At 34.5% G+C, this 23058-nt stretch carries 27 protein-coding genes; 20 read left to right on the top strand and 7 right to left on the bottom strand.

Going from position 1 to position 23058, the window contains the following annotated elements; all coding sequences use genetic code 11:
* Window positions 1-5: 5 nt before the first annotated feature.
* Genes EKQ63_RS19130 through EKQ63_RS19105 form a run of 6 tightly spaced genes read left to right on the top strand, consistent with a single transcriptional unit; the run spans window position 6 to window position 4211 of the window.
* Window positions 6-461, top strand: coding sequence for an urease accessory protein UreE (locus tag EKQ63_RS19130; RefSeq protein WP_087954605.1), 456 nt, complete (start codon window positions 6-8; stop codon window positions 459-461).
* A complete protein-coding gene (locus tag EKQ63_RS19125) occupies window positions 439-1137 on the top strand; it encodes an urease accessory protein UreF (protein ID WP_087954606.1) in 699 nt (232 codons plus the stop codon). Before EKQ63_RS19130 ends, EKQ63_RS19125 begins: the two co-directional genes overlap by 23 nt.
* 14 nt (window positions 1138-1151) lie before the next feature.
* A complete protein-coding gene (ureG, locus tag EKQ63_RS19120) occupies window positions 1152-1769 on the top strand; it encodes an urease accessory protein UreG (RefSeq protein WP_000594924.1) in 618 nt (205 codons plus the stop codon).
* The gene (locus EKQ63_RS19115) at window positions 1766-2587 is read left to right on the top strand and encodes an urease accessory protein UreD (protein WP_000841917.1); all 822 of its coding nucleotides are present in this window, start codon (window positions 1766-1768) and stop codon (window positions 2585-2587) included. The genes ureG and EKQ63_RS19115 overlap by 4 nt, the downstream gene beginning before the upstream one ends.
* An 18-nt stretch (window positions 2588-2605) precedes the next feature.
* Window positions 2606-3238 (top strand): AmiS/UreI family transporter, encoded by a 633-nt coding sequence (locus EKQ63_RS19110; protein WP_000185992.1) that lies wholly within the window; start codon window positions 2606-2608, stop codon window positions 3236-3238.
* Window positions 3225-4211, top strand: coding sequence for a HoxN/HupN/NixA family nickel/cobalt transporter (locus EKQ63_RS19105; RefSeq protein WP_087954607.1), 987 nt, complete (start codon window positions 3225-3227; stop codon window positions 4209-4211). Before EKQ63_RS19110 ends, EKQ63_RS19105 begins: the two co-directional genes overlap by 14 nt.
* A 79-nt stretch (window positions 4212-4290) precedes the next feature.
* Here EKQ63_RS19105 and EKQ63_RS19100 read toward each other — a convergent pair whose 3' ends face one another.
* Both EKQ63_RS19100 and EKQ63_RS19095 read right to left on the bottom strand, forming a co-directional pair.
* On the bottom strand, window positions 4291-4494 hold the full coding sequence (locus EKQ63_RS19100) for a CsbD family protein (RefSeq protein ID WP_000160408.1): 204 nt from the start codon (window positions 4492-4494) through the stop codon (window positions 4291-4293).
* A 171-nt stretch (window positions 4495-4665) separates the two neighbouring features.
* Window positions 4666-5478 carry a GNAT family N-acetyltransferase gene (locus EKQ63_RS19095; RefSeq protein WP_087954608.1) on the bottom strand — a complete coding sequence of 271 codons (813 nt, stop codon included), beginning with the start codon at window positions 5476-5478 and terminating at the stop codon, window positions 4666-4668.
* 152 nt (window positions 5479-5630) lie between these two features.
* Between EKQ63_RS19095 and EKQ63_RS19090 the strand changes: the two genes are divergently transcribed.
* From EKQ63_RS19090 to EKQ63_RS19055, 8 genes are all read left to right on the top strand, one after another.
* The gene (locus EKQ63_RS19090; protein ID WP_000810212.1) at window positions 5631-5834 is read left to right on the top strand and encodes a hypothetical protein; all 204 of its coding nucleotides are present in this window, start codon (window positions 5631-5633) and stop codon (window positions 5832-5834) included.
* Window positions 5835-6283: 449 nt separating this feature from the next.
* The gene (locus tag EKQ63_RS19085; RefSeq protein WP_143881418.1) at window positions 6284-7072 is read left to right on the top strand and encodes a helix-turn-helix domain-containing protein; all 789 of its coding nucleotides are present in this window, start codon (window positions 6284-6286) and stop codon (window positions 7070-7072) included.
* 58 nt (window positions 7073-7130) lie between these two features.
* Window positions 7131-7982: an ABC transporter ATP-binding protein gene (locus tag EKQ63_RS19080; protein WP_088327594.1), complete on the top strand. Its 852-nt coding sequence runs from the start codon at window positions 7131-7133 to the stop codon at window positions 7980-7982.
* Window positions 7983-8633, top strand: coding sequence for an ABC-2 transporter permease (locus EKQ63_RS19075; protein ID WP_087997367.1), 651 nt, complete (start codon window positions 7983-7985; stop codon window positions 8631-8633).
* A 136-nt stretch (window positions 8634-8769) separates the two neighbouring features.
* Window positions 8770-10383, top strand: a complete 1614-nt coding sequence (locus tag EKQ63_RS19070; protein WP_049111932.1) for a long-chain fatty acid--CoA ligase — start codon at window positions 8770-8772, stop codon at window positions 10381-10383.
* Window positions 10384-10506: 123 nt separating this feature from the next.
* Window positions 10507-11082: a biotin transporter BioY gene (locus EKQ63_RS19065; protein ID WP_087997368.1), complete on the top strand. Its 576-nt coding sequence runs from the start codon at window positions 10507-10509 to the stop codon at window positions 11080-11082.
* A gap of 65 nt (window positions 11083-11147) precedes the next feature.
* A complete protein-coding gene (locus EKQ63_RS19060; RefSeq protein ID WP_143881417.1) occupies window positions 11148-12611 on the top strand; it encodes an acyl-CoA synthetase in 1464 nt (487 codons plus the stop codon).
* Window positions 12604-13695: an acetyl-CoA C-acyltransferase gene (locus tag EKQ63_RS19055; RefSeq protein ID WP_087954930.1), complete on the top strand. Its 1092-nt coding sequence runs from the start codon at window positions 12604-12606 to the stop codon at window positions 13693-13695. The genes EKQ63_RS19060 and EKQ63_RS19055 overlap by 8 nt, the downstream gene beginning before the upstream one ends.
* A 12-nt stretch (window positions 13696-13707) precedes the next feature.
* Here EKQ63_RS19055 and EKQ63_RS19050 read toward each other — a convergent pair whose 3' ends face one another.
* Window positions 13708-14289 (bottom strand): DUF6434 domain-containing protein, encoded by a 582-nt coding sequence (locus EKQ63_RS19050; RefSeq protein WP_087997370.1) that lies wholly within the window; start codon window positions 14287-14289, stop codon window positions 13708-13710.
* A 104-nt stretch (window positions 14290-14393) separates the two neighbouring features.
* On the opposite strand from EKQ63_RS19050, the gene EKQ63_RS19045 reads away from it, so the two are divergent.
* Window positions 14394-14837, top strand: a complete 444-nt coding sequence (locus tag EKQ63_RS19045) for an NUDIX hydrolase (protein WP_087954614.1) — start codon at window positions 14394-14396, stop codon at window positions 14835-14837.
* Window positions 14838-14881: 44 nt separating this feature from the next.
* Here EKQ63_RS19045 and EKQ63_RS19040 read toward each other — a convergent pair whose 3' ends face one another.
* On the bottom strand, window positions 14882-16084 hold the full coding sequence (locus EKQ63_RS19040) for an alanyl-tRNA editing protein (protein WP_176364570.1): 1203 nt from the start codon (window positions 16082-16084) through the stop codon (window positions 14882-14884).
* 137 nt (window positions 16085-16221) lie between these two features.
* On the opposite strand from EKQ63_RS19040, the gene EKQ63_RS19035 reads away from it, so the two are divergent.
* Window positions 16222-16629 (top strand): hypothetical protein, encoded by a 408-nt coding sequence (locus EKQ63_RS19035; protein WP_000965140.1) that lies wholly within the window; start codon window positions 16222-16224, stop codon window positions 16627-16629.
* Window positions 16630-16694: 65 nt separating this feature from the next.
* Complete coding sequence (locus EKQ63_RS19030) at window positions 16695-17933, top strand: MDR family MFS transporter (protein ID WP_087954931.1); 1239 nt, start codon at window positions 16695-16697, stop codon at window positions 17931-17933.
* A gap of 94 nt (window positions 17934-18027) precedes the next feature.
* Here EKQ63_RS19030 and EKQ63_RS19025 read toward each other — a convergent pair whose 3' ends face one another.
* A complete protein-coding gene (locus tag EKQ63_RS19025) occupies window positions 18028-18414 on the bottom strand; it encodes an Hsp20/alpha crystallin family protein (protein WP_000516732.1) in 387 nt (128 codons plus the stop codon).
* A 124-nt stretch (window positions 18415-18538) separates the two neighbouring features.
* Window positions 18539-18661 carry a small acid-soluble spore protein P gene (locus tag EKQ63_RS19020; RefSeq protein ID WP_000517649.1) on the bottom strand — a complete coding sequence of 41 codons (123 nt, stop codon included), beginning with the start codon at window positions 18659-18661 and terminating at the stop codon, window positions 18539-18541.
* Between the two features lie 121 nt (window positions 18662-18782).
* Between EKQ63_RS19020 and EKQ63_RS19015 the strand changes: the two genes are divergently transcribed.
* Window positions 18783-19046 (top strand): hypothetical protein, encoded by a 264-nt coding sequence (locus EKQ63_RS19015; RefSeq protein ID WP_001146295.1) that lies wholly within the window; start codon window positions 18783-18785, stop codon window positions 19044-19046.
* A 44-nt stretch (window positions 19047-19090) separates the two neighbouring features.
* Window positions 19091-19816 (top strand): polysaccharide deacetylase family sporulation protein PdaB, encoded by a 726-nt coding sequence (gene pdaB / locus EKQ63_RS19010; RefSeq protein ID WP_123805654.1) that lies wholly within the window; start codon window positions 19091-19093, stop codon window positions 19814-19816.
* 41 nt (window positions 19817-19857) lie between these two features.
* Here the strand turns inward: pdaB and sspO are convergent, their stop codons facing one another.
* Window positions 19858-20007, bottom strand: a complete 150-nt coding sequence (sspO, locus tag EKQ63_RS19005) for a small acid-soluble spore protein SspO (RefSeq protein WP_000518052.1) — start codon at window positions 20005-20007, stop codon at window positions 19858-19860.
* A 291-nt stretch (window positions 20008-20298) separates the two neighbouring features.
* Here sspO and acnA point away from each other — a divergent pair, with 291 nt between their 5' ends.
* Window positions 20299-23022 (top strand): aconitate hydratase AcnA, encoded by a 2724-nt coding sequence (gene acnA, locus EKQ63_RS19000; protein ID WP_087954617.1) that lies wholly within the window; start codon window positions 20299-20301, stop codon window positions 23020-23022.
* Window positions 23023-23058 lie beyond the last annotated feature (36 nt).

Raw genomic sequence — 23058 nt, 5'->3', positions numbered from 1 at the left:
ATAAAATGATTATTGAAAAAATTAATAACAACGTATGCAATATGGATGATTTTTCAAATACAAAAAAGCATCTTGATAAAATATTGATTTCTAGTGAGCTTTTACTGAAGAGGGTTCAGAAACTATATTCAGAATCTGGTTTTGAAATTGGGATGTCTTTAGGTAGTGGAGAAACATTAAAGAACGGTGATATTTTATATGAAGATGAAAATCGAATTGTATATATTGAAGTATTACCAGAAGAAGTAATTGTAATTACTCCAACATCAATAAAAGAAATGGGAATCATTGCTCATAACTTAGGCAATAGACATTTACCAGCACAATTCGATGAAGGGTGCATGATTTTGGCGAATGACTACTTAGTAGAAGATTTACTTAAAAAGGAAGGTGTTCCTTATCAAAAAGAAAATAGAGTATTACCAAAACCGTTCAAGCATGCTTCACACAAACATATTTAACCTACTTAACCTACTTCAAATTAGTGATTCGAACTTCCCAACAGGGAGTTTTAGTCACTCTTTTGGATTAGAGACGTTTATTCAAGAGGGACAAGTTACAAATAAAGCCGGATTTTTCAAATGGATGAATCGATATATAAAAGTGCAATTAACATACACGGACGGCTTAATTTGCAAATATACTTACGAAGCAATTAAGAATAATGAGGGAGAACAAATTACATTTTTAGATGATTTAATAACAGCACAAACATTGCCTTTTGAATGTAGAAAAGCAAATAGAATGATTAGTAAAAGTACTTCTAAATTATTGTGTGAATTGTTTTCATTTTCAAATTTAAATATATATAAAGAAAATGTTATAGGTAATAAATTACAAGGTCATCCGAGTATCGTATATGGAATATTAGCAGCGGAATTGAAAATGACAATAGAAGAAACCCTCTTAGTTTTCTTATACTCAAGTGTTGGAAGTATAATTCAAAACGGTGTGAGAGCCATTCCTCTTGGACAAACAGACGGTCAAAAACTATTACAAGAATGTCATGGATTAATCTGTGAATCTATTGATAGAATTCAAATACTTTCATTAGATGATTTTGGATTGAATGATCCTGAATTCGAAATAAATCAAATGCAACATGAAGATGTAAATGTAAGGGTCTTCATGTCATAGGGAGGAAAAATAAAATGATAAAGCCTATTAAAATTGGTATCGGTGGCCCGGTAGGTGCTGGGAAAACAATGTTAGTTGAAAAGTTAACAAAACATCTAAATACAGATTATGAAATTGCAGCAATTACAAACGATATTTATACGAAAGAAGATGCAAAGATTTTATTGAAAACAGGTGTTTTACCAGAAGATAGAATTATTGGTGTAGAGACAGGAGGGTGTCCACATACAGCAATTCGAGAGGACGCTTCTATGAATTTTGAAGCAATTGAAGAACTCATGATTAGACATAATAATTTAGATATTATTTTTATTGAAAGTGGGGGTGATAATTTAGCTGCCACATTTAGTCCGGAGCTAGTGGATTTTTCAATTTATATTATTGATGTGGCGCAGGGAGAAAAGATTCCACGGAAAGGTGGGCAAGGAATGATTAAATCTGATGTATTTGTAATTAATAAAACGGATTTGGCACCTTATGTAGGGGCAGATCTTGGAGTTATGGAGCAGGATACAAAACATTACCGACATAATAAACCATACTTTTTTACAAATTTGAAGGATGAGGAAGGTTTACAAGAATTAATAAATTGGATGCGACAAAACATTATGTTAGAAGGATTGAAAAAATGAAATCTCCTACAGGTGTCTTAAACATTGATGTGATGGAAAAGAGAGATAAAACCGTACCTATTAAGGTTTATCATAAAGATGCCTTAAAAGTAACGCAGCCGATATATTTGGACAAGTATGGTAGAGCATATTACTATATTATGAATTCTGGTGGAGGCTATTTAAAAGGAGATTTCTATTCTATAAATATAAATGTTGGTAAAGATGCGAAAACATATATAACAAGCCAATCCGCAACGAAAGTTTACAAGACTCCAAATAGTTATGCTTTGCAAGAATTGAATTTTTATATTGGTCAGAATGCTGCTATGGAATATCTACCAGATCCGTTAATTATGTACAAGGACGCAGCATATAAGCAAAAAACAAATATATATATGCAAAATAATTCTACATTGATTTTATGTGATTCAGTTACGCCTGGCTGGTCGCCGAATATGGAGAAGTTCACATACCAATATTTTGATTCGCTAACAAAAATATATATGGAAAATAAACTTGTAGTATATGATCATTTATTGCTAAACCCTTTTAAAGAGTCATTAGATCAAATGGGAATATTAAATCAATATTCCCATTATGGTACTTTCATAGTTATTAATGAGAACGTTACAAATGACTTAATTGCAGCATTAAAAACATCGTTTTCTAACACTAACAATATGAAGATTGGAATAGCTTCTACGACATGTAAAGGCTTTGTCATACGCATACTTAGTCATAATACAGAGGATATGGAGTCTATATTTTTTCAGTGTCATCGTTTTGTTAGAGAAAATTGTCTGCATGAAGAATTAACATCCTATCGAAAATATTAAGTAGGAGAAGGGGATACTATGACTAACGTGGGATTATTATTTGTTGGTGCAGTTCTATTTATGAATTCACTAGCAGCTTTTAAACTCATTGATAGCAAAAGTGTAGGGTACTTTAATTTATTTGTAGGGGCACTACAAACTTTGACACCATTATATTTATTATTTACAGGAAGTCAATCCGATGAGTGGACTATCCTATCTAATGGAACTATCTTTTTATTTGGTTTTACTTATTTATATGTTGGTCTTACAAATATACTAAAACTTGATTCTTCAGGTGTAGGTTACTATTCTCTTTGGGTTGCTATCATTGCAACGGTTATGGGAATAGTGAATCAATTACATGAGAGTGGAGGCCTACAAAGTACAATAATTTGGTTCTTTTGGGCATTCCTTTGGTTTTTATTTTTCCTGCAAGATGGGTTGAAAAAGAAGATTCATATTTATGTAGGAATTGTATGCTTCGTTGAATCTTGGATTACTGCAACAGTACCAGCTCTGTTAACACTTACAAATCATACAGATGTGTTAAATAATTTTGTAATTATTTTAGCGACTATTATAACGATCGTAGTTTTTATTATGGCACTTTTCGTTTTCAAAAGTATTCAATTTAAAGTAGAAAGGGCTAGTAACTATGTGGAAAAGTGAACTGAAGAAGGCAACTAAATTTTTTTTTATTATTATATTTCTTCATGTGCTTGGGATTCTCTTATTATTACCAGCACTGTATAAAGGTAATAGCATAATTGGAATGGCTATTATTGCATATTCTTTAGGATTGCGTCATGCGTTTGATAGTGATCATATTGTCGCAATTGATAATACTGTTCGGAAATTAATTGAAAAAGGTAAAAACTCACAGGGGGTGGGATTTTACTTCTCATTAGGACACTCTACAGTAGTATTTGTGATGATTGTATTAATTGCTTTAATTGGAAAAACGGCAAAACATGGAATGGAGAGTTTTTCTACTATAGGCGGTATTATTGGTACAATCGTTTCTAGCACATTCCTTATTATTATCGGTCTTACCAATCTGTTGTATCTTATTAAAGTGTTACGGAGCCAAGAAGATAAGCAACCAGAAAACTTGGGGTTTATATATCGTTTCGCACAACGTTTATTTAGTTTTATTAATAGTCAGAAGCAATTGTATATGATCGGTTTTTTATTTGGGCTCGGTTTTGATACAGCAAGTGAAATTGGATTAATTGCTCTTTCTACAGTAACTGCAACAAGTCAATCTATTCCACTTGTAAGTATATTTGCTTTCCCCATTTTATTTGCTGCAGGAATGTCATTGATGGATACATTAGATAGTACATTCATGAATACGAATTATAAGTGGGCAATGGAAAATAATCGAATAAGAAATTCGTATAATGTATTAATTACCTTAATATCTGTTATAACGGCTTTTTTAATAGGGGGATATCAACTATTATCTTTGCTTATTGAAAGCTATAATTTACAGGGACCGTTTTGGAATCTCATACAGGTAGTTAATTTTGATTATTTGGGTATATGTCTTGTTGTATTCTTTATTATTTCTCTTATTGTTTTTGTTGTATGGAATAGAAATGCCTTTAAAGAGCCACTTACAAAAAGTATAGAGAAGTAAAAATATATCATATGTTATGTGGTTCATTATGTATATAAAGTAAAACACGTTAGATGAAAATACATCTAACGTGTTTTTATTATTTATGCTCTTTATATTCATGTACTTTTTCTTTCACATTGCCAACCGTATCTTTAGCAGTGCCTTTTACTTTATCCCATTTTCCTTCAGCTTGTAATTTTTTATTGTCAGTTACTTTCCCGACAACTTCTTTTACTTCGCCTTTTACTTTATCAATAGCACCTTCTACTTTTTCTTTTAAACCATGATCATGTTTAGTCATACATTTCTCCTCCTTGTAGTTTGATTAGAGTTCTCTTTTCATATTGCAAGTTGAATGATGTATCTAGTAATAGCTTAACAAATGCAGTTTGAATATTCAAATGATTAATGGTATAGAAAAGGAATTGTCATAGAATGTATAAGATTGTAATGGGAGGAGAAGGAATGTTAATTACATGTCTTTTGCAGTCCATATTGATTTTGTATAAGCAATTTTCATATGGGCACGTTCCATATTATTTTGACTGCCGCTACCGAATTTTGCTTGTCCGACTATTAAATGACAATTGGATTCAATAGCTGTCTCAATTCGTTTTTGAATTAAGGCAGTATGACAGCCTTTACGCTGAAATTCTGGCAAAGTAGCAGAAGCAGCTAATGAAGCAATCCCATTATTTATGTACAGGACACCAATGCCTGCAGGAGTATTTTGAACTTCGGCTATGAAAAAATACCATCCTGGTTTATCGTAAAGAATTTCGTTATTTTGGCGAACACCATCTTTTGTAAAGGATGGCATGTTAAATCCACGTACATATATGTCTGCAAAAATATGAAATTCATTTTCTTTTAGTTGGCGTACTGAAATGTTAGAAGGAAGAAGGGATGGATCTTCTCTCGGTATACTATATAAAGCGGTATGGAAGCTAGATTGATAAAAACCTTTTTCAGATAAGTAATGAAATAGTTCAGCTGTACCTTGAGCGGGTGTAATTTCAAAACGACAAGGGATTTGTAGTGATTGATAATAAGAGATAATTTCATCTAACTCAGCTGTATTTGTAAATGTAATACCTTTTACCGTATTAAAAGCCGGACCAGCAATTACTTTTGATGAAAAGGCAGTGGTACTACCGAACTTTTTCATTTGTACTTGCATTGGATTTCCGTTTATTGCTTGTAATAGCGTTAATCTAGAAGAGAGCATATGTATTTCTGCGTTTTCAATTTCTTGAGCTGTATTAAGCGTCATAATCGTACTCATAAAGTTCCTCCGTTAATAAATATATTTCATAGTACTTATACGATGTTTGTTCTGAGATTCCTGTTGAAATGTAAGAGAATAAGAGGTTTTTTGGAAGGGAAATGGAAGTGAACTGTCGAAGGGAGTAGAAACAGATTAAAGGTGGTGCTCTCATGAAACAGAAAGACGTGCAGACATGCTCTAATTGTGGTTCTCAAAATATAGGAGAAGGTGAGTTTGTCGGTTATGCACAAATACGGAAAAAGGAGACGATGTTCACATCTTCACCGGTAGATGCTTATATTTGTACAGATTGCGGGAATGTCCTTTTATTAAAAGTACGACATTATGAAAAGTTTAAGCAGAAGCCGTTATGATTATTGAGAAGTGGTTTTATTAGAGAAGTTAATAGGAGTAATATTTTACATATATATGAATACGCCTTATATAAAGAGATGACAACATATACTGTGTGGGATGCTTATTAATCGTTGCACAACATGCAAAAATGTATAGAAGAAATTGTGAATTAATATGAGAAGGGAAATTAGCCCTTCTTGGAATATTTCATATCGAAAACTCCTTTAAATGAATAAGGGGGTTTTTGTATTTTATAACAATAATTACCTGTAATTGTTATAATTAGTTATTAGGAGAGGGTGATTTATTAACGCCACAATCTTAGAAGAAAAATAGCTAAATCGTATGAAAAACCGCTATATAACACAATCGCAACCGTAAGTTGACAAAGTGCAACCGCAGGAAGATAGAGATAAGGAGAATGTTTACATACAATTGAGTTAAGAAAACAAAGGGGGACACACATATGGGATTTGGTGAAAAGCTTTTTAAGTTAAGAAAGGAAAAGGGCCTTTCTCAAGAAGCATTAGCTGAAAAATTAAACACGACAAGGCAAGCGGTTAGTAAATGGGAAAACGGTCAAGGTTTTCCTGAAACAGAAAAGTTAATAATGATTGGGAATGTATTTGAAGTATCACTCGACTATTTATTAAAAGAAACTGCTGAGCAAAGTAATGAAAATGGGGATGGCTATTATGTAAGTCAGGAAATGGCAGAAGGGTATGTAGTGTATGGACAAAAAATTTCTAAATATATAGCGCTAGGATTTAGTTTGCTCATTTTATCTACAATACCGTATTTATTATTTAAAGAAAATGCAACAATGTTGACATTCCTTGTCATTATTGTTGCTGTCCTTGGAATTGGAGCGATGATGGTACCTGTAACGATAGAAGAGAGTCGATACAATGTATTGAAAAAGGAAGAACTACTATTTGATCAAAACTTCCTAAAAGAATTGACAAAAAGATATGCGATTATTAAGAAAAAGTATGCGGCAGTAGTGATCGTTGGATTTTGTTTTATAGCCGCAGGCGCAATCCCGTTTTTGTTTGAGAAAAAGCATATCACTTCAGGAGAATTAGTGCAGTATTACCCTTACTGTGTTGTACTTATTGCAATTGGAGTCTATCTTTTTATTCGTGTGTTAGGAGCATTAGAGGTGTATCGAATTTTAGTAGAAAATAAAGAATATAGTAATCGTCTTATTTTTAAACTGAAAAAGAAAGTGAGAGAAAAAGTGGATAATTTTTAATAGGAGAAAACCTATTTTTATTCGATTTTTTATTAAAAGTTAAGATAGGAGTGTAATGATGTCAAATCTTCTAGAAATTAAAAACTTGAGTAAATCATTTGGAAACAAAGTGGTTTTAAGAGATATTTCCTTCAATGTGCCATCAGGGGCAATTGTTGGATTCATTGGTGACAATGGGGCAGGGAAATCCACAACTTTTAAAACAGTACTACAATTAATTTCTAAAGATAGTGGTACAGTCAAAATATTTGGTGAAGAAAATATAAATAAAGATGCCAAGAATAAGGGGAAGATAGGAGTCGTATTTGATGCTATGAATCTACCGGCTCATCTTACAATAAAGCAACTAAACAAAGTTTTTGAAAAGATGTTTGAATTTTGGGATCAAGATAATTTTTATCGATTAGTTAATACTTTTTCTTTACCTACTAATGAGAAAGTAGATAAATTCTCGCGTGGAATGTCAATGAAACTAACTATAGCTGTTGCGTTGTCACATAATGCCAAATTATTAATTCTAGATGAAGCGACGGGAGGTCTTGATCCTTCATCTAGGGAGCAGGTGTTAGAGGAATTAAAAAGTTTTGTGAATAAAAGTAATGGTGGTATATTACTTTCTTCACATATTATGAGTGATGTAGAAAAAATAGCTAGTCACCTTATTGTGATAAAAGATGGAGAAATTTTATTGAATGAAGAAAAGGATAAGGTTTTGGACAATTATGCCATTGTAGATGTTGATGAGGAACAACTAACTTTAATCAACAAAGATATAGTTGAGGTGAAAAGGAATAATGGTTCTTATTTCAATGTACTTATATCAGATGTGCATAAACTACCAAATGGGATTGCTCATAGAACCATTTCGATAGAAGAAATAAGTGTTTTATTAACAAGGAGTGAAAAATAAATGAAAGGTTTATTATTGACAAACTATTATCTAGTGTATCGAACTTTCTTTATGTTTATGGGAATAGCGATATTAGGATCGGGATTTGTTTTTTATTTTGGTAATGCTTCAATGTACCGTTTAATTGCTACATTCATTATCTTATTTGCTGCAATTCCTGCACTTGAAGTTATTAAGTATGAGAGTAAGTCGGGTTATGAAAAATATGTACTTACTTTACCGGTTACTAGAAATAACATTGTGCAAAGTCACTACCTTTTCTATTTTATAGTTGTAATTATTGGTACTTTATTATCGTATAGCATATTTTACGTACATGCTTCAGTTTCAGATACGCCAATTGATGATGATATATTTAAGAGTGTTTCTTTAGGGATGTTCATCATCCTTAATGCTGGAGCAATAGCCTATCCACTCCTCTATATTTTTGGAGCAGAAAAATCTGATGCTATTACAATTGGAGGCGCATGCGGGGGACTTGTTACTTATTTTGGATTACAAAGTGTAATTGGCTATATAATAGAACAATTTCCAATATCAAACTTAAATGAATCTGTATATATTTCAATTTTATATACAATATTTGGCGTTATCATATATATCTTTTCATTTGTTATTTCGGTATTTATATATCGTAAGAAGGAGTTTTAATGTGTTTTCTCTTAGTATTTTCTGAATTATTTCCAAAGAAATAATTCAGAAAATACAGAAAAATGTCGTCATTATTTGTAGGAGTCTGTTATAATAAACAAAAAATGAAAACGCTTTAAAGGGGGATATAACCAATATGATGATGAATGTACCGCTAACAATTAGTTCTATGATGGAAAGAGCAGAAAAACTGTTTTCAAAGAAAGAAATTGTTTCACGGACACATGATACAATTACGACGTTAACGTATAAGCAGTTAGGTGAAAGGACGAGAAGGCTTTCCAGTGCGTTAAAAAAATTAGGAATTAAAGAAGGCGAGCGTATAGGAACGTTAGCGTGGAATCATCATCGACATGTGGAAGCGTATTTTGCTATTCCAGGTATTGCTTCTGTTTTGCACACAATTAATATTCGTTTATCTCCTCAACATATTTCATATATTATTCAGCACGCAGAAGATCGCATTCTACTTATAGATGAAGATCTCGTACCGCTCGTTGAAAATATTCAATCACAACTATCAGCTGTACAAGCTTACATTATTATGACTGATAAAGATGAACTTCCAAATACTACGCTAGAACCTGTATATCATTATGAAAAGCTATTAGAAGAAGGTGATCCAAATTTCCAATTTGTAAAAGATATTGATGAAAACACACCTGCTGGTATGTGTTATACGTCGGCGACTACAGGAAATCCAAAAGGTGTTGTATATACGCATCGTAGTACTGTATTGCATTGTATGGCACTTGGTTTAGCAGATACAGCTGCTTTATCGGAAAGTGATGCAGCAATGGCGATTGTACCGATGTTCCATGTGAATGCTTGGGGACTTCCTTTCGCTGCTACTTGGTTTGGATCAAAACAAGTTCTTCCAGGACCGATGTTTACGCCAAAAATTTTATTAGAAATGATCCAATCTGAAAAAGTGACGTTAGCTGCTGGTGTGCCGACAATTTGGCTTGGTGTATTACAAGAGTTAGAAAATAATAGTTACGATTTATCTAGTATGACGAGAATACTATGTGGTGGTGCAGCTGCACCGAAAAGTGTTATTAAAGCATTTGAACAGAAACACAATGTTCCTTTCATCCATGCATATGGTATGACCGAAACAAGCCCACTCGTAACACTTGCGCGTTTAAAAAGTTATGAAACAGAATTATCGTATGAAGAGCAACTAGAAATTCGATCAAAACAAGGGTATCTTGTCCCTGGTGTAGAGATGAAAGTAGTCGGCACAAATGGTGAAGTGAAGTGGGATGGTACGGAGATGGGAGAACTCTGTTTACGAGCACCATGGATCGCTGAAAGCTATTATAACGATGAGCGTACTGTCGAAGGGTTTCGTGATGGATGGTTATATACAGGAGATGTTGTCACAGTCGATGAGGAAGGTTGCGTGAAAATTGTTGACCGTACGAAAGATGTGATTAAAAGCGGAGGAGAGTGGATTTCTTCAGTTGACCTTGAAAATGCTTTAATGGCACATGATGCTATATTTGAAGCGGCTGTCGTGGCCGTTCCTCATCCGCAGTGGCAAGAGCGCCCAGTTGCTTGCGTCGTTCAAAAGAAAAATAGTACAGTAACGAAAGAAGAGATATATGAGTTTTTAAAACCACAGTTTGCGAAGTGGTGGTTACCAGACGATATTGTATTTATGGAAGAAATACCGAAAACATCTGTTGGGAAGTTTTTAAAACAAGCGCTTCGGAAAGAACTTGAGCATTTGCATAAAGAAAAATAAAGGAATTCACATTTGTAAACCTATTATAAAAACAAGTTGACAAATTCTAGATAGAAATATAATATAACTTCTATAATATGTTATCTGAAAATCGTTTTTAGTTTACAAATAGGAGAAGCAAATATGAATACAAAAAACTTAGTTTTCGTCGCTTTATTTAGTTCTATTATGGGAGTGTTAGGGTTAATTCCTCCAATTGCTCTTTCTATTACACCAGTTCCAATTACATTACAATCACTTGGTGTTATGCTTGCTGGTGGACTGTTAGGATCACGTCTTGGTGCATTAAGTCAACTTGTTTTCTTACTTATAGTAGGAGTTGGAGCACCATTACTTGCTGGTGGACGTGGTGGCTTTGGTGTATTTGTTGGGCCAAGTGCAGGATATTTACTTGGTTATATTGTTGGAGCGTTTGTCATTGGTTATTTAATTGAGCGTTTACGTGAAGTTTCTATAATAAAAGTATTATGCATTAATATAATTGGTGGTATTTTCGTAGTTTATGTGTTTGGTATCACTGTACAAGCTTTCTTAATGGATGTTTCTGTATGGGAAACGATGAAAGTAAGTGCTGTGTTCTTACCAGGGGATTGTATAAAAGCAATTATTGCAGCAGTTCTTGTAACAAAATTACACCGTTCATTGAAACATATTATTACGCCTGCTTTAAAGAGTGGGAAATATACAAATGTGGGATAAAAAAGAGAAGAAACACGTTCATTGCGTGTTTCTTTTTATTATTTTTAAGAGAAAGGACGTCTCATATGGGGATTACAAAAGAATATAAAAAGCATGCCTCCTTACAATCGAATAAAATAGCAATAAAGGAAAATGATCGAGTTTTAACATATAAAGAGTGGTTTGAGTCAGTGTGTAAAGTAGCAAGCTGGTTGGATGAAAAAGAATCGAAGAATAAAACGATAGCAATCGTGTTAGAAAATCGTATGGAGTTTTTAGAACTATTTGCTGGTGCTGCCATGGCCGGATGGATTTGTGTGCCATTAGATATAAAATGGAAAAAGGATGAACTAAAGGAAAGACTAGCAATCAGTAATCCGGATATGGTTGTGACAGAACGGTATAAGTTAAATGATATTTCGGGTGAAGAAGGAAGAGTAATTGTAATTGATGAATGGAAAAGAATGATAGAGAACTATATTCCTACTGATTACCCTGAAGAAAATGTACAACAAGCTCCTTTTTATATGGGATTCACATCAGGATCAACTGGAAAAGCAAAAGCATTTTTACGTGCACAACAATCGTGGGTTCATAGTTTTGATTGTAATGTACAAGACTTTCATATGAAAAAGGAAGATTCTATTATTATAGCTGGGACACTTGTTCATTCTCTTTTCTTATACGGCGCAATAAGTGCATTGTATGTAGGACAAACGGTGCACATTATGAGAAAGTTTATTCCAGATCAAGTGTTAGACAAGTTGAAAACTGAAAATATTTCGGTCATGTATACAGTCCCGACAATGCTAGAATCTTTATATAAAGAAAATAGAGTAATAGAAAATGAAATGAAAATTATTTCGTCAGGAGCGAAGTGGGAAGCTGAAGCGAAAGAAAAAATAAAGAGTATATTTCCTTGTGCGAAAAAATATGAATTTTACGGTGCATCGGAGTTAAGCTTTGTAACAGCATTAGTCGATGAAGAGGGCGATAGAAAGCCAAATTCAGTAGGAAAACCTTGTCACAATGTGAAAGTTCGAATATGTAATGAAGTAGGAGAAGAAGTACAGACAGGTGTTATAGGAACTGTTTATGTGAAAAGTAATCAGTTTTTTATGGGATACATAATAGAAGGGGTTTTAGTTCCGGAGTTGACTGCAGCTGGCTGGATGACAGTGCGAGATGTAGGCTATCAAGATGAAGAAGGTTTCATATATATTGTTGGTAGAGAGAAGAATATGATTTTATTTGGAGGAATCAATATTTTCCCAGAAGAAATAGAAAGTGTAGTACAGACACATCCAGCTGTTAATGAAATAGTTGTAGTTGGTGTAGAAGATAGTTATTGGGGGGAAAAGCCTGTCGCTATCGTAAAAGGAAGTGCTACGAAGCAACAATTAAAGAGTTTTTGCTTACAACGATTATCCTCTTTTAAAATACCGAAAGAATGGCATTTTGTTGATGAAATACCATATACAAATAGCGGGAAGATTGCTCGTGTTGCAGCGAAAAATATGATTGAAAATCAGGGGAAGATATATGAATAGGGCAGTTATTGTAGAGGCGAAAAGAACACCGATTGGTAAGAAGAATGGGATGTTGAAAGATTATGAAGTTCAGCATTTAGCAGCACCACTTCTTTCGTTTTTAAGTAAAGGAATTGAGAGAGAAATAGACGATGTTATATTAGGGAATGTTGTTGGACCAGGAGGAAATATTGCAAGGCTGTCTACTTTAGAGGCGGGGCTCGGTTATCATATTCCTGGTGTAACGATTGATCGGCAATGTGGTGCCGGATTGGAAGCCATTCGCACTGCATGTCATTTCATTCAAGGTGGTGCAGGTAATTGTTATATTGCAGGAGGAGTAGAGAGTACAAGTACATCACCTTTTCAAAATAGAGCGCGATTTTCACCTGAAACAATTGGAGATCCTAATATGGGAGTGGCGGCTGAATATGTTGCAGAGCGCTATAATATAACACGAGAAATGCAAGACGAATACGCTTGTCTTAGTTATAAAAGGACACTGCAAGCATTAGAAAATAGACATTTACAAGATGAAATACTATCATTTAATGGATTACTAGATGAAGCTATAAAGCGAGAAATAAATTATGAAAGAATGATTAAAAGAACTAAGCCCGCATTTTTGCAAAATGGTACAGTAACGGCAGGTAATTCGTGCGGCATAAATGATGGAGCATGTGCTGTTCTTGTCATGGAAGAGGGGCAAGCTCGAAAATTAGGATACAAGCCTGTTCTTCGTTTCGTCCGCAGTGCTGTAGTTGGAGTGGATCCAAATCTTCCGGGGACTGGTCCGATATTTGCGGTGAACAAATTATTAAACGAAATGAATATGAAAGTAGAGGACATCGATTATTTTGAAATAAATGAAGCATTTGCTTCAAAAGTTGTTGCTTGTGCAAAGGAGTTACAAATTCCTTTCGAAAAATTAAATGTAAATGGCGGGGCAATTGCGCTCGGTCATCCGTACGGTGCATCGGGTGCTATGCTCGTAACACGTTTGTTTTATCAAGCGCAAAGAGAGTATATGAAATATGGAATTGTGACATTGGGAATAGGGGGGGGAATAGGGCTTGCTTTATTATTTGAGAAAGTAGAAGACTAACGAGTTAACTAGTTAGTCTTCTACTTTTTGAGGAACATAAGCATTGCTACCAGGTTTTGCTTTTATTTCATTCCAAGCAGCGATCGCATCAGCTTTTGATTTTCCTTTGTTATTTGGATCTTCGAAAAAGTCGCGAGTGAAACGATTGTATTCAAACTGCACGCTAATAGTTGTTTTGTATGTAGGATCTTTTTTTCGTTTGGTTTCTTCATACCAAAACCTTATCGCGTCTTCATATGTTTTTCCAACATTCTCTTTAAAAAATTTTTGAAGAGCTACTGTAAAGCGGAAGTTTGCTCCGATTTTTTCTTTGAAAAAAGCACGAACATCTTCGCTACAGCGGTGATTGTTAGTAATAACAGTTTGAAGTGAAAGATCTTTATAGGATAGGGAGGCTTTACTCGCCTTTTGACCGGAGCTGTTTTTTAATATTTTACCAGTATGTAAATAATGAGAGATACGTTCGGTTATTTCGATCTTAGAGCCACTAGCTGGCAACCCATGCTCACGGCAAAATGTTTGCAGTTCTGTTTTTAACCAATAATAGTTTTGGAAATCTTCAAGTGATATAGACTTTGTTAAAGGTGGACGCATGAATGTAACAACTTCTTTCTTCCATAATTTTCTTTAATTATAAAACGTACGTTCTTTTTATGGAAGGATTAATTTGTAAATATAATGGGAAGAGGAGATTACATATGGAAAATGTAATGCAAGTTCGTGTTACCGGAATTTTAATTGAAGATGAAAAAGTATTGCTAGTAAAGCAAAGAGTTGCTAATAGAAATTGGTCTTTACCTGGAGGAAGGGTAGAGAATGGTGAAACGTTAGAAGAAGCGGTGATTCGAGAAATGAGAGAAGAAACAGGGTTAGAAGTTAAAATTAAGAAGCTACTCTATGTTTGTGATAAACCAGATACTAGCCCATCTTTATTACATATTACGTTTTTGCTTGAAAGGATTGAAGGTGAAATTACGTTACCTTCTAACGAGTTTGATCATAATCCGATTCATGATGTGCAAATGGTACCGATTAAAGAATTAAGTCACTATGATTTTTCTGAATCTTTTATAAAACTGGTAAGTGAGGGGTTTGCAAATGCAGGGAGTTATCAAGGGTTGAAACAAAATATAGGCCTGTAAATATAGTTGAAGGATAGCAGTTAGCTATCCTTCATAAACATGTTTTATAATGCGGACTGTAAAGAAGACACAAGTTGATTTAAAAACTCGTCCCCAGTCATAACCGCTTTTCCGCCACCGCGCGCACTCTTTTTATTTCCGCCACCTTTTCCTTCAATTGTAGGAAGAGCATCTTTTAAAAGAGCATTCATATCAAGCGTGACTGTTTTTCCGCAAGCGAGGATGCATTGTAGTTTGTCATCATTTTCAATGACGAAATATGTAAGGGCATGCTCTTGTTGTTCTGTAATAATAGCAGAAAGCTTTGCGATTTCTTGCATAGAACGATTTGTAAATACTTTAGAAATAAGTATGCCAGCATGTATTTCCATAGGCTGTTGAAGTAGTTCGTTTGCTTCTGCAAACAATAATTTTTCATTCATTGTTTGTATTGTTTTTTCGTTGTCCTTTTGAGAAGTAAGCAGTTGTGCTACTTTTGCTGGAATATCAGTTTCGCTACTGTTTAATTGTTTAGAAACATCTTTCATAATTTGTTGTTGTTGCCCCATTAATTTAAGTGTGCGCCAGCCAGCGTTAAACGTTAAGCGTATACCACCTTTATTGCGCTCCCATCCTAGTACTTGGATAGGACCAACTTCACCAGTTCGTTTCGGATGCGTTCCACCACATCCGTTGTAGTCGTAATTTTCGATAATAACAACGCGTATATTTTCAGTCATAGTCGGTTCTTTACGAAGGGGTAACGTTTTCGCTTCTTCTAAATTCATCCACTCTATACGGATTGGATGGTTTTCAAAAACTATATTGTTTGCAATTTGTACTGCTTTTTCAACCGTTTCTGTATGCAGATTTTCTGTTTCTAAATCAATTGTTACCGTTTCTCTACCAAGATGGAATCCAATTGTAGGTATGTTAAAATGATCCCAAAAAGCAGCAGATAAAATGTGTTGAGCCGCATGTTGCTGCATATGATCAAAACGTCGCTCCCAATTAATTTTACCTTCTACTTCTTCTGTATGTAATTCTTCTGTAATGAAGTGGCGGATTTCTTCATTGACTTCTTCAACATCGAGTACAGCAATACCATTTAAAGTTCCAGTGTCATGTGGTTGTCCGCCGCCTGTCGGATAAAATGCTGTTTCGTTTAAAACAACGTATAAGTTACCTTCTTTATCATAATCTTGCTTTATAATTTTAGTAGTAAAGTCTTGTTTATAAGTGTCAGTGTAATATAATTTTTGCTCCAATTTTCTTTCCCCTTTCGTGTTCACTAGTTTCATTGTAAAGCAATCGAAATTAGTTTCCTAATATTTCAGAAGAAAGAAAATTTTTTTAGAATTTTCTTGCTATAATAAGGGAAAGAAAATGCGGGGGTGGAATGAATATGTTATATGAAAATGGCGTAGATAAACTGCTTAGTTTAAGCAAAAATATTTCTGAATTGTATCGAGAATTAAATGAAATGACCCGGATTTTAACGGATTGTAATCGAGAAAGTGTGAAGTTTGATCGGTTATATGTAAAAGAGGTACTGTGGAAGAAAGAAGATGTAATCGAGAAATATGACCAGCTACTTGTGCAACTTTGTATAAATGAATGCTTTGATCTAAAAAGTGTTATTACAGGGGAATATAAGTATACATATGAAGAAGTAGAAAACATCGTTTTACAATTTAATGAAAAGTATAATGTAGCAATTTTAATTAAAGATGTTTGTAAAGAATTACAGTTTACATATGGCATAGATATGGATATAACGAGAACAGCTCGAGTATCAACAGCTCAAGTATAAAAGGGGAAAAGAGAGCAAATCCTTTGCTTTCTTTTTTTGTGAAAATAGAGAGAGTAGGTTTAACGATGAAGGGGAAGTTACAGCATATTCATCCGCTTGGAATGAGTATTATTTTAGGGACATTGTTTGCTAGGTTTGCTACCTCAATGAGTATTCCTTTTTTAGCGATTTATTTAACGACTGTTAAAGGTGTATCAGCTGGAATGACTGGTGCTATTATTGGAACGAGTGCACTTGTTGGTGTTTTTGCTAGTTTTATCGGAGGGAATTTATCAGATCGATTTGGCCGGAAAATGATTATGCTCTGGTCCATGATCGTTTGGATTTTTGTGTTTATAGGTTTTTCACTTGCAGATCATGTTTTAAGTTTCTTTTTATTAAACGCTTTAAATGGATTATGTAGGTCGTTTTTTGAGCCAACATCAAGAGCGTTATTATCAGATTTAACAAAGCCTGAGTATCGGTTACTCGTCTATAACTTACGATACGGTGCAATAAATGTTGGAGTTGCAATTGGACCAATTGTTGGATTACAGATTGGAAGTGCAAAATCAACAATTCCTTTTTTAGTAGCAGCTGGGGTATATATTCTATATACAGCTATACTAGCGTTCCAATTTAAGAAGTATCCAATGGGAAAAAAGAAAGTGAGTACAGAAAAACCTGTTACAATGCTAAATGCAATGCGTATATTGCGAAAAGATATAGTATTTTTAGTTGCTTTAGTCGGTATTATTTTGAGTAATTGTGGTTTTTCACATTTGACGACGACAGTATCTCAATATTTTGCAAATGCACATATATTCCAGGATGGAGTGAAGCTATTCTCATATATGCTCGCTTTAAATGCAGTTGTTGTAGTGATTATTCAATATCCTGTTATTCAAATGTGCAAAAAGTATACACCGTTAATATCAATTATGGTGGGGACTTTATTTGTGAGCGGAGGATTATTTGGCTTTGGAATAGTAGAATCTATGCTAGGTGCTGCCGTTTGTACAATTATTTTTACAATTGGAGAAGTCTTAATGTTTTCAATGACGGATGTATTTATTGATGATATTGCTGTTGCGCATCTAAAAGGAACATACTTCGGAGCGATGGGCTTTTCAGGAATTGGAGCAGTAATTGGTCCGTGGTTCGGGGGAGTACTTCTCGACTACTACGGATATCAAAATGGATTTATTGTATTTTCAGCGTTAGCTATATTTTCAACTGTAGCATTTCCTGTACTTTTAATTACGAAAGGTTTATTGAAAAAAAGGCATGGTGGAAATTGTAATTTAGAGTTACATGCGAAATAAAATAAGCCCCAGTCATCTGCTGGGGCTTATTTTTTGTATTTATTCCGCTATTAACGGGCAGTAAAACTCCTGTTGGTTAAAGTTTTACTTTATTTTAATTCTCAATTTGAAAAAGAACTTTTTCCTCATGTTTATGAGCAACTTCATTTTTGGAAATATGAATGGCTAAATATCCATTCTCTAAGCAGGCTAGCATCTTCTTATAAATAATATTATCGGGTAAAGGAATGATTCTCTGCAAAGAAATATTTTTATGAAGTATGCAAATGTTTAGGCCTGTCTTCATCTTTTTAATGACTACATTTTGTTCTTTTACATTTGGTACATCTGTTTCCAAAATGTATTCTTGTTCCGTTTCACAAAGGTCAATATGAATTTGATTTGGGAAACTAAAGTTGCTACAAGAATCAGAACAAAACTGATCCATCCATTCTTCGAAACCATCAACATGAAAAAGACAATCCTTCTTTTTCTTGCCCATGTAAGACACCCTCCGTAAAATCTCAATTCATACTATGTTATGCATGAATGAAGTAGGGGTGAAGAATAAATGGAAAAATATAAACATTGTATGTGGAAAAGGTAGCTATTGTGCATTTTTTGTTTTACATATCATGATGTGCATGATGTTTTTGGCGTGAATGGTTACGGTTTTTTACTTTATGAGATCCGCTTAATGGTTCGGGTTGTCCTTTTTTTTCTTTGGCTTCACGATTGTTTTTGCCCATTGTCTGTGACACCTCCTCTTTCTTTTTAGAATGAGAGAAGTTTGTAAATTTATACGAGAATGTTTTTAGAAAAAAAGGTAAAGATAAGTGGGACTAACTATTATGGAAAGGGGATTGTATAATGCCATATCATAAAGATAAGCAACAAGCTTTTCAAGCAGCGCAGCAAGGCGTTACACAAGCAGAAAATGCATTTAACAACATTGTGAAAAATGATCCAAACTACGGTCATGATTTAAAAGAATTACGCCAAGAGGTTCAGGAAGCATATGAACAGATTCAAAATGCACTAGAAGTAGCTTCGGAAACACAACGCCCACAACTTGAGCAATATGAAAATAATCTCCAAAACATTATGCGAAATGTAGATCAATTAGAAAAGTAAATGAGATTGTTGGTATTCGACAACCTCTTACTTTAATGAATATTATGCTAAAACAGAAAGTTTTTTTAGTAATTTTTTCTTTACTATGCGCAGTACATATATTTCAAGTGGAAAAAGTGGAAGCGAAAATGTTGCTCAGAAAAGAGCTAGAACCAACTGGCTATGTAACGTGGGAAGTACCTAATAATGAAAAGATTATTGCCATTACATTTGATGATGGACCAGATCCAACTTATACAACACAAGTTTTACATTTATTACGTCAATATAAAGCGGAAGCAACATTTTTTATGATCGGATTTCGAGTGCAGCGCAATCCATATTTAGTAAAACAAGTGTTGAAAGAGGGACATGAAATTGGAAATCATACGATGAATCATTTATATGCGAATAGTTCATCAGATGAAAAATTAAAAAAAGATATTTTAGATGGAAAGAAATATTTTGAAAAATGGGTAAAAGAACCTTTGTTATTCCGTCCACCTGGTGGATATATTAACGATGCTGTATTTAAAACAGCGAAAGAAGCTGGGTATCAAACTGTACTATGGTCATGGCACCAAGACCCACGTGATTGGGCAAATCCAGGTGTTGAGTCCATTGTAAATCATGTAGTGAAAAATGCTAAAAGTGGAGATATTGTATTGTTACATGATGGAGGAAATGATCGTAGTCAAACAGTAGCAGCGCTAGCAAAAATTTTACCGGAGCTTCAAAAGCAAGGTTATCGATTTGTAAAGGTTTCGGAATTGTTACGTTATAAACATTAGAAAAAATCCCAAAAGGTGAATGTTCCTTTTGGGATTTTTTGTTACTGGTTCTTTTTGCGTTTCTTATTATTTTGTCGTTCTGCAGGAGTTAAGTTTTCATTTGCAAACTCTTCGTTATAACCAGCACCTTGTCCTTGTGCAGATGCCGCATTCATTCCTGAAATAGTATGATTTGCTTTTCTTTTACCCATTTTATTTCACCTCTATAACTTTTTTTGTAAGTTGAATGATAAGCAGTTCATAGTATGTATGAACTGTAAAGAAAGCGCTAATAGAGCACTTTACTTTATGGTAATAGTATTCATAAGGAGCATGAACACTATTCAAATTTAGAAACATAAAGAAAACGTATGATAATCTATAAGTTTCTTATTATTTACTTATTTAGAAAGTTGTAATAAGATATTATCGTAAGGTATTGAAAAGTTTGTCTACATTTTATATTCAGACAACTTAGTCACGTTTAACAGGGGGGAAACATAATGGTCAAACATAATCCATTTCAATCACGCGCAACTTTTGAAGTAGATGGAAAAACGTATCATTATTATGATTTGAAAGCGCTTGAAAACGCAGGGGTTGGCAACGTATCTCAATTACCATATTCCGTGAAAGTTTTACTTGAATCAGTACTTCGTCAAGTAGACGGACGTGTAATCACAGAAGAGCATGTTACAAATTTAGCGAAATGGGGAACGAAAGATGTGCAAGATATCGATGTTCCATTTAAACCATCTCGTGTAATTTTACAAGATTTCACTGGTGTTCCAGCTGTTGTTGATTTGGCTTCGCTTCGTAAAGCAATGGCAGACATGGGTGGGGATCCTGATAAAATTAATCCGGAAATTACTGTAGACCTTGTAATTGATCACTCTGTACAGGTTGATAGAGCGGGTACGGCAGACGCGCTTGCATTCAACATGGACTTAGAGTTTAAACGTAATGAAGAACGTTATAAATTTTTAAGCTGGGCACAAAAATCATTTGATAACTATCGTGCAGTTCCACCAGCTACAGGTATTGTACACCAAGTAAACCTTGAATATTTAGCACCAGTTGTTCACGCTGTGAAAAATGCTGAAGGTGACTTAATTGCATACCCAGATTCATTAGTTGGAACAGACTCACATACAACAATGATTAACGGTATCGGCGTTCTTGGTTGGGGCGTTGGTGGTATTGAAGCAGAAGCAGGAATGCTTGGACAGCCTTCATACTTCCCAGTACCTGAAGTAATCGGTGTGAAATTAACTGGTACACTTCCAAGTGGTACTACAGCAACTGACGTTGCATTAAAAGTAACACAAGTATTACGTCAAAAAGGTGTAGTTGGTAAATTCGTTGAGTTCTTCGGTAATGGACTAAAGAGCATGCCTTTAGCTGACCGTGCAACAATTTCAAACATGGCACCAGAATATGGCGCAACTTGTGGATTCTTCCCAATCGATGATATTTCATTAGAATACTTACGTTTAACAGGTAGAGATGAAGAACAAATTCGCGTTGTTGAAGAATACTGTAAAGCGAACGGCTTATTCTATACAGCAGACAGCAAAGATCCAATTTACACTGATCTTGTTGAAATTGATTTAAATACAATTGAATCTAACCTTTCTGGACCGAAACGCCCACAAGATTTAATTCCACTTTCAGATATGAAAGATGCGTTCCACAAAGCTGTTGTAGCACCAGTTGGAACACAAGGACTTGGATTTAATGAGCAAGAGTTCGATAAAGAAGTGAAGGTTACATTAGAAGATAAAGAAGTAACGATGAAAACAGGTGCAATTGCAATCGCTGCAATTACAAGCTGTACAAATACATCAAACCCATACGTATTAATTGGAGCAGGTCTAGTTGCGAAGAAAGCAATTGAAAAAGGACTTGTAGTACCTGAGTACGTAAAAACATCATTAGCACCAGGATCTAAAGTTGTTACAGAGTACTTAGATAAGTCTGGTTTAACAACATATTTAGATCAATTAGGTTTCCAAACAGTTGGTTACGGCTGTACGACTTGTATCGGTAACTCTGGTCCATTAGCGCCAGAATTAGAAGAAGCAATCGCAGCAAATGACTTATTAGTAACATCTGTTTTATCTGGTAACCGTAACTTTGAAGGTCGTATTCATCCACTTGTAAAAGCAAACTACTTAGCATCACCACCACTTGTTGTGGCATATGCACTTGCAGGTACTGTTGATATTGACCTGAAAAATGATGAAATTGGTAAAGATGCAAATGGCAATGCTGTTTACTTCAATGACATTTGGCCATCAGCTCAAGAAATTGAAGATGTAGTCCAAAGTGTTGTTACATCTGAACTGTTCAAGAAAGAATATGCACAAGTATTTAATAGCAATGAGCGTTGGAATGAAATCCAAACTTCAAACGAAGCGTTATATACTTGGGATAATGATTCAACATACATTCAAAATCCACCATTCTTTGAAGGCTTATCTAAAGAACCAGGTGAAGTTGAAACGTTATCAGGCTTACGCGTAGTTGGTAAATTTGGTGACTCTGTAACGACAGACCACATTTCACCAGCAGGTTCAATCGGTAAGCATACACCAGCTGGACGCTACTTATTAGAAAACGGCGTACAACCAGTTGACTTTAACTCTTACGGTTCTCGTCGTGGTAACCATGAAGTTATGATGCGTGGTACATTCGCGAACATCCGTATTAAAAACCAAATTGCACCAGGCACAGAAGGCGGATATACAACATACTGGCCAACTGGTGAAGTAACATCAATCTATGATGCTGCTATGAAATATAAAGAAGATGGCACAGGCCTTCTAGTTGTTGCTGGTAAAGATTACGGTATGGGAAGTTCTCGTGACTGGGCTGCAAAAGGTACAAACTTATTAGGTATTAAAGCAGTAATCGCAGAAAGCTTCGAACGTATTCACCGCAGTAACTTAGTATTAATGGGTGTATTACCACTTCAATTTAAAGATGGCGAAAGTGCTGAAACGTTAGGTCTTGTTGGAAATGAGTCATTTGAAATTCAAATTGACAAAACAGTTAGACCGCGTGATCTTGTAAAAGTAGTTGCAACTGATGCAGATGGCAATGAAAAACAATTTGAAGTAGTAGCTCGTTTCGATAGTGAAGTAGAAATTGACTACTACCGTCACGGTGGTATTCTGCAAATGGTTCTTCGTGAGAAAATTGAAGAGTCAAAAGTGTCGAACTAAATAATTGAAATGAGCGATAAGGAAGCTAACAACTGT

Origin of the sequence: Bacillus sp. BD59S, assembly GCF_007363175.1 — a bacterium.
Taxonomy (GTDB): domain Bacteria; phylum Bacillota; class Bacilli; order Bacillales; family Bacillaceae_G; genus Bacillus_A; species Bacillus_A pacificus.
Note: the sequence above shows the minus strand (reverse complement) of the source record. Positions and strands in the feature narration are given on the sequence as shown.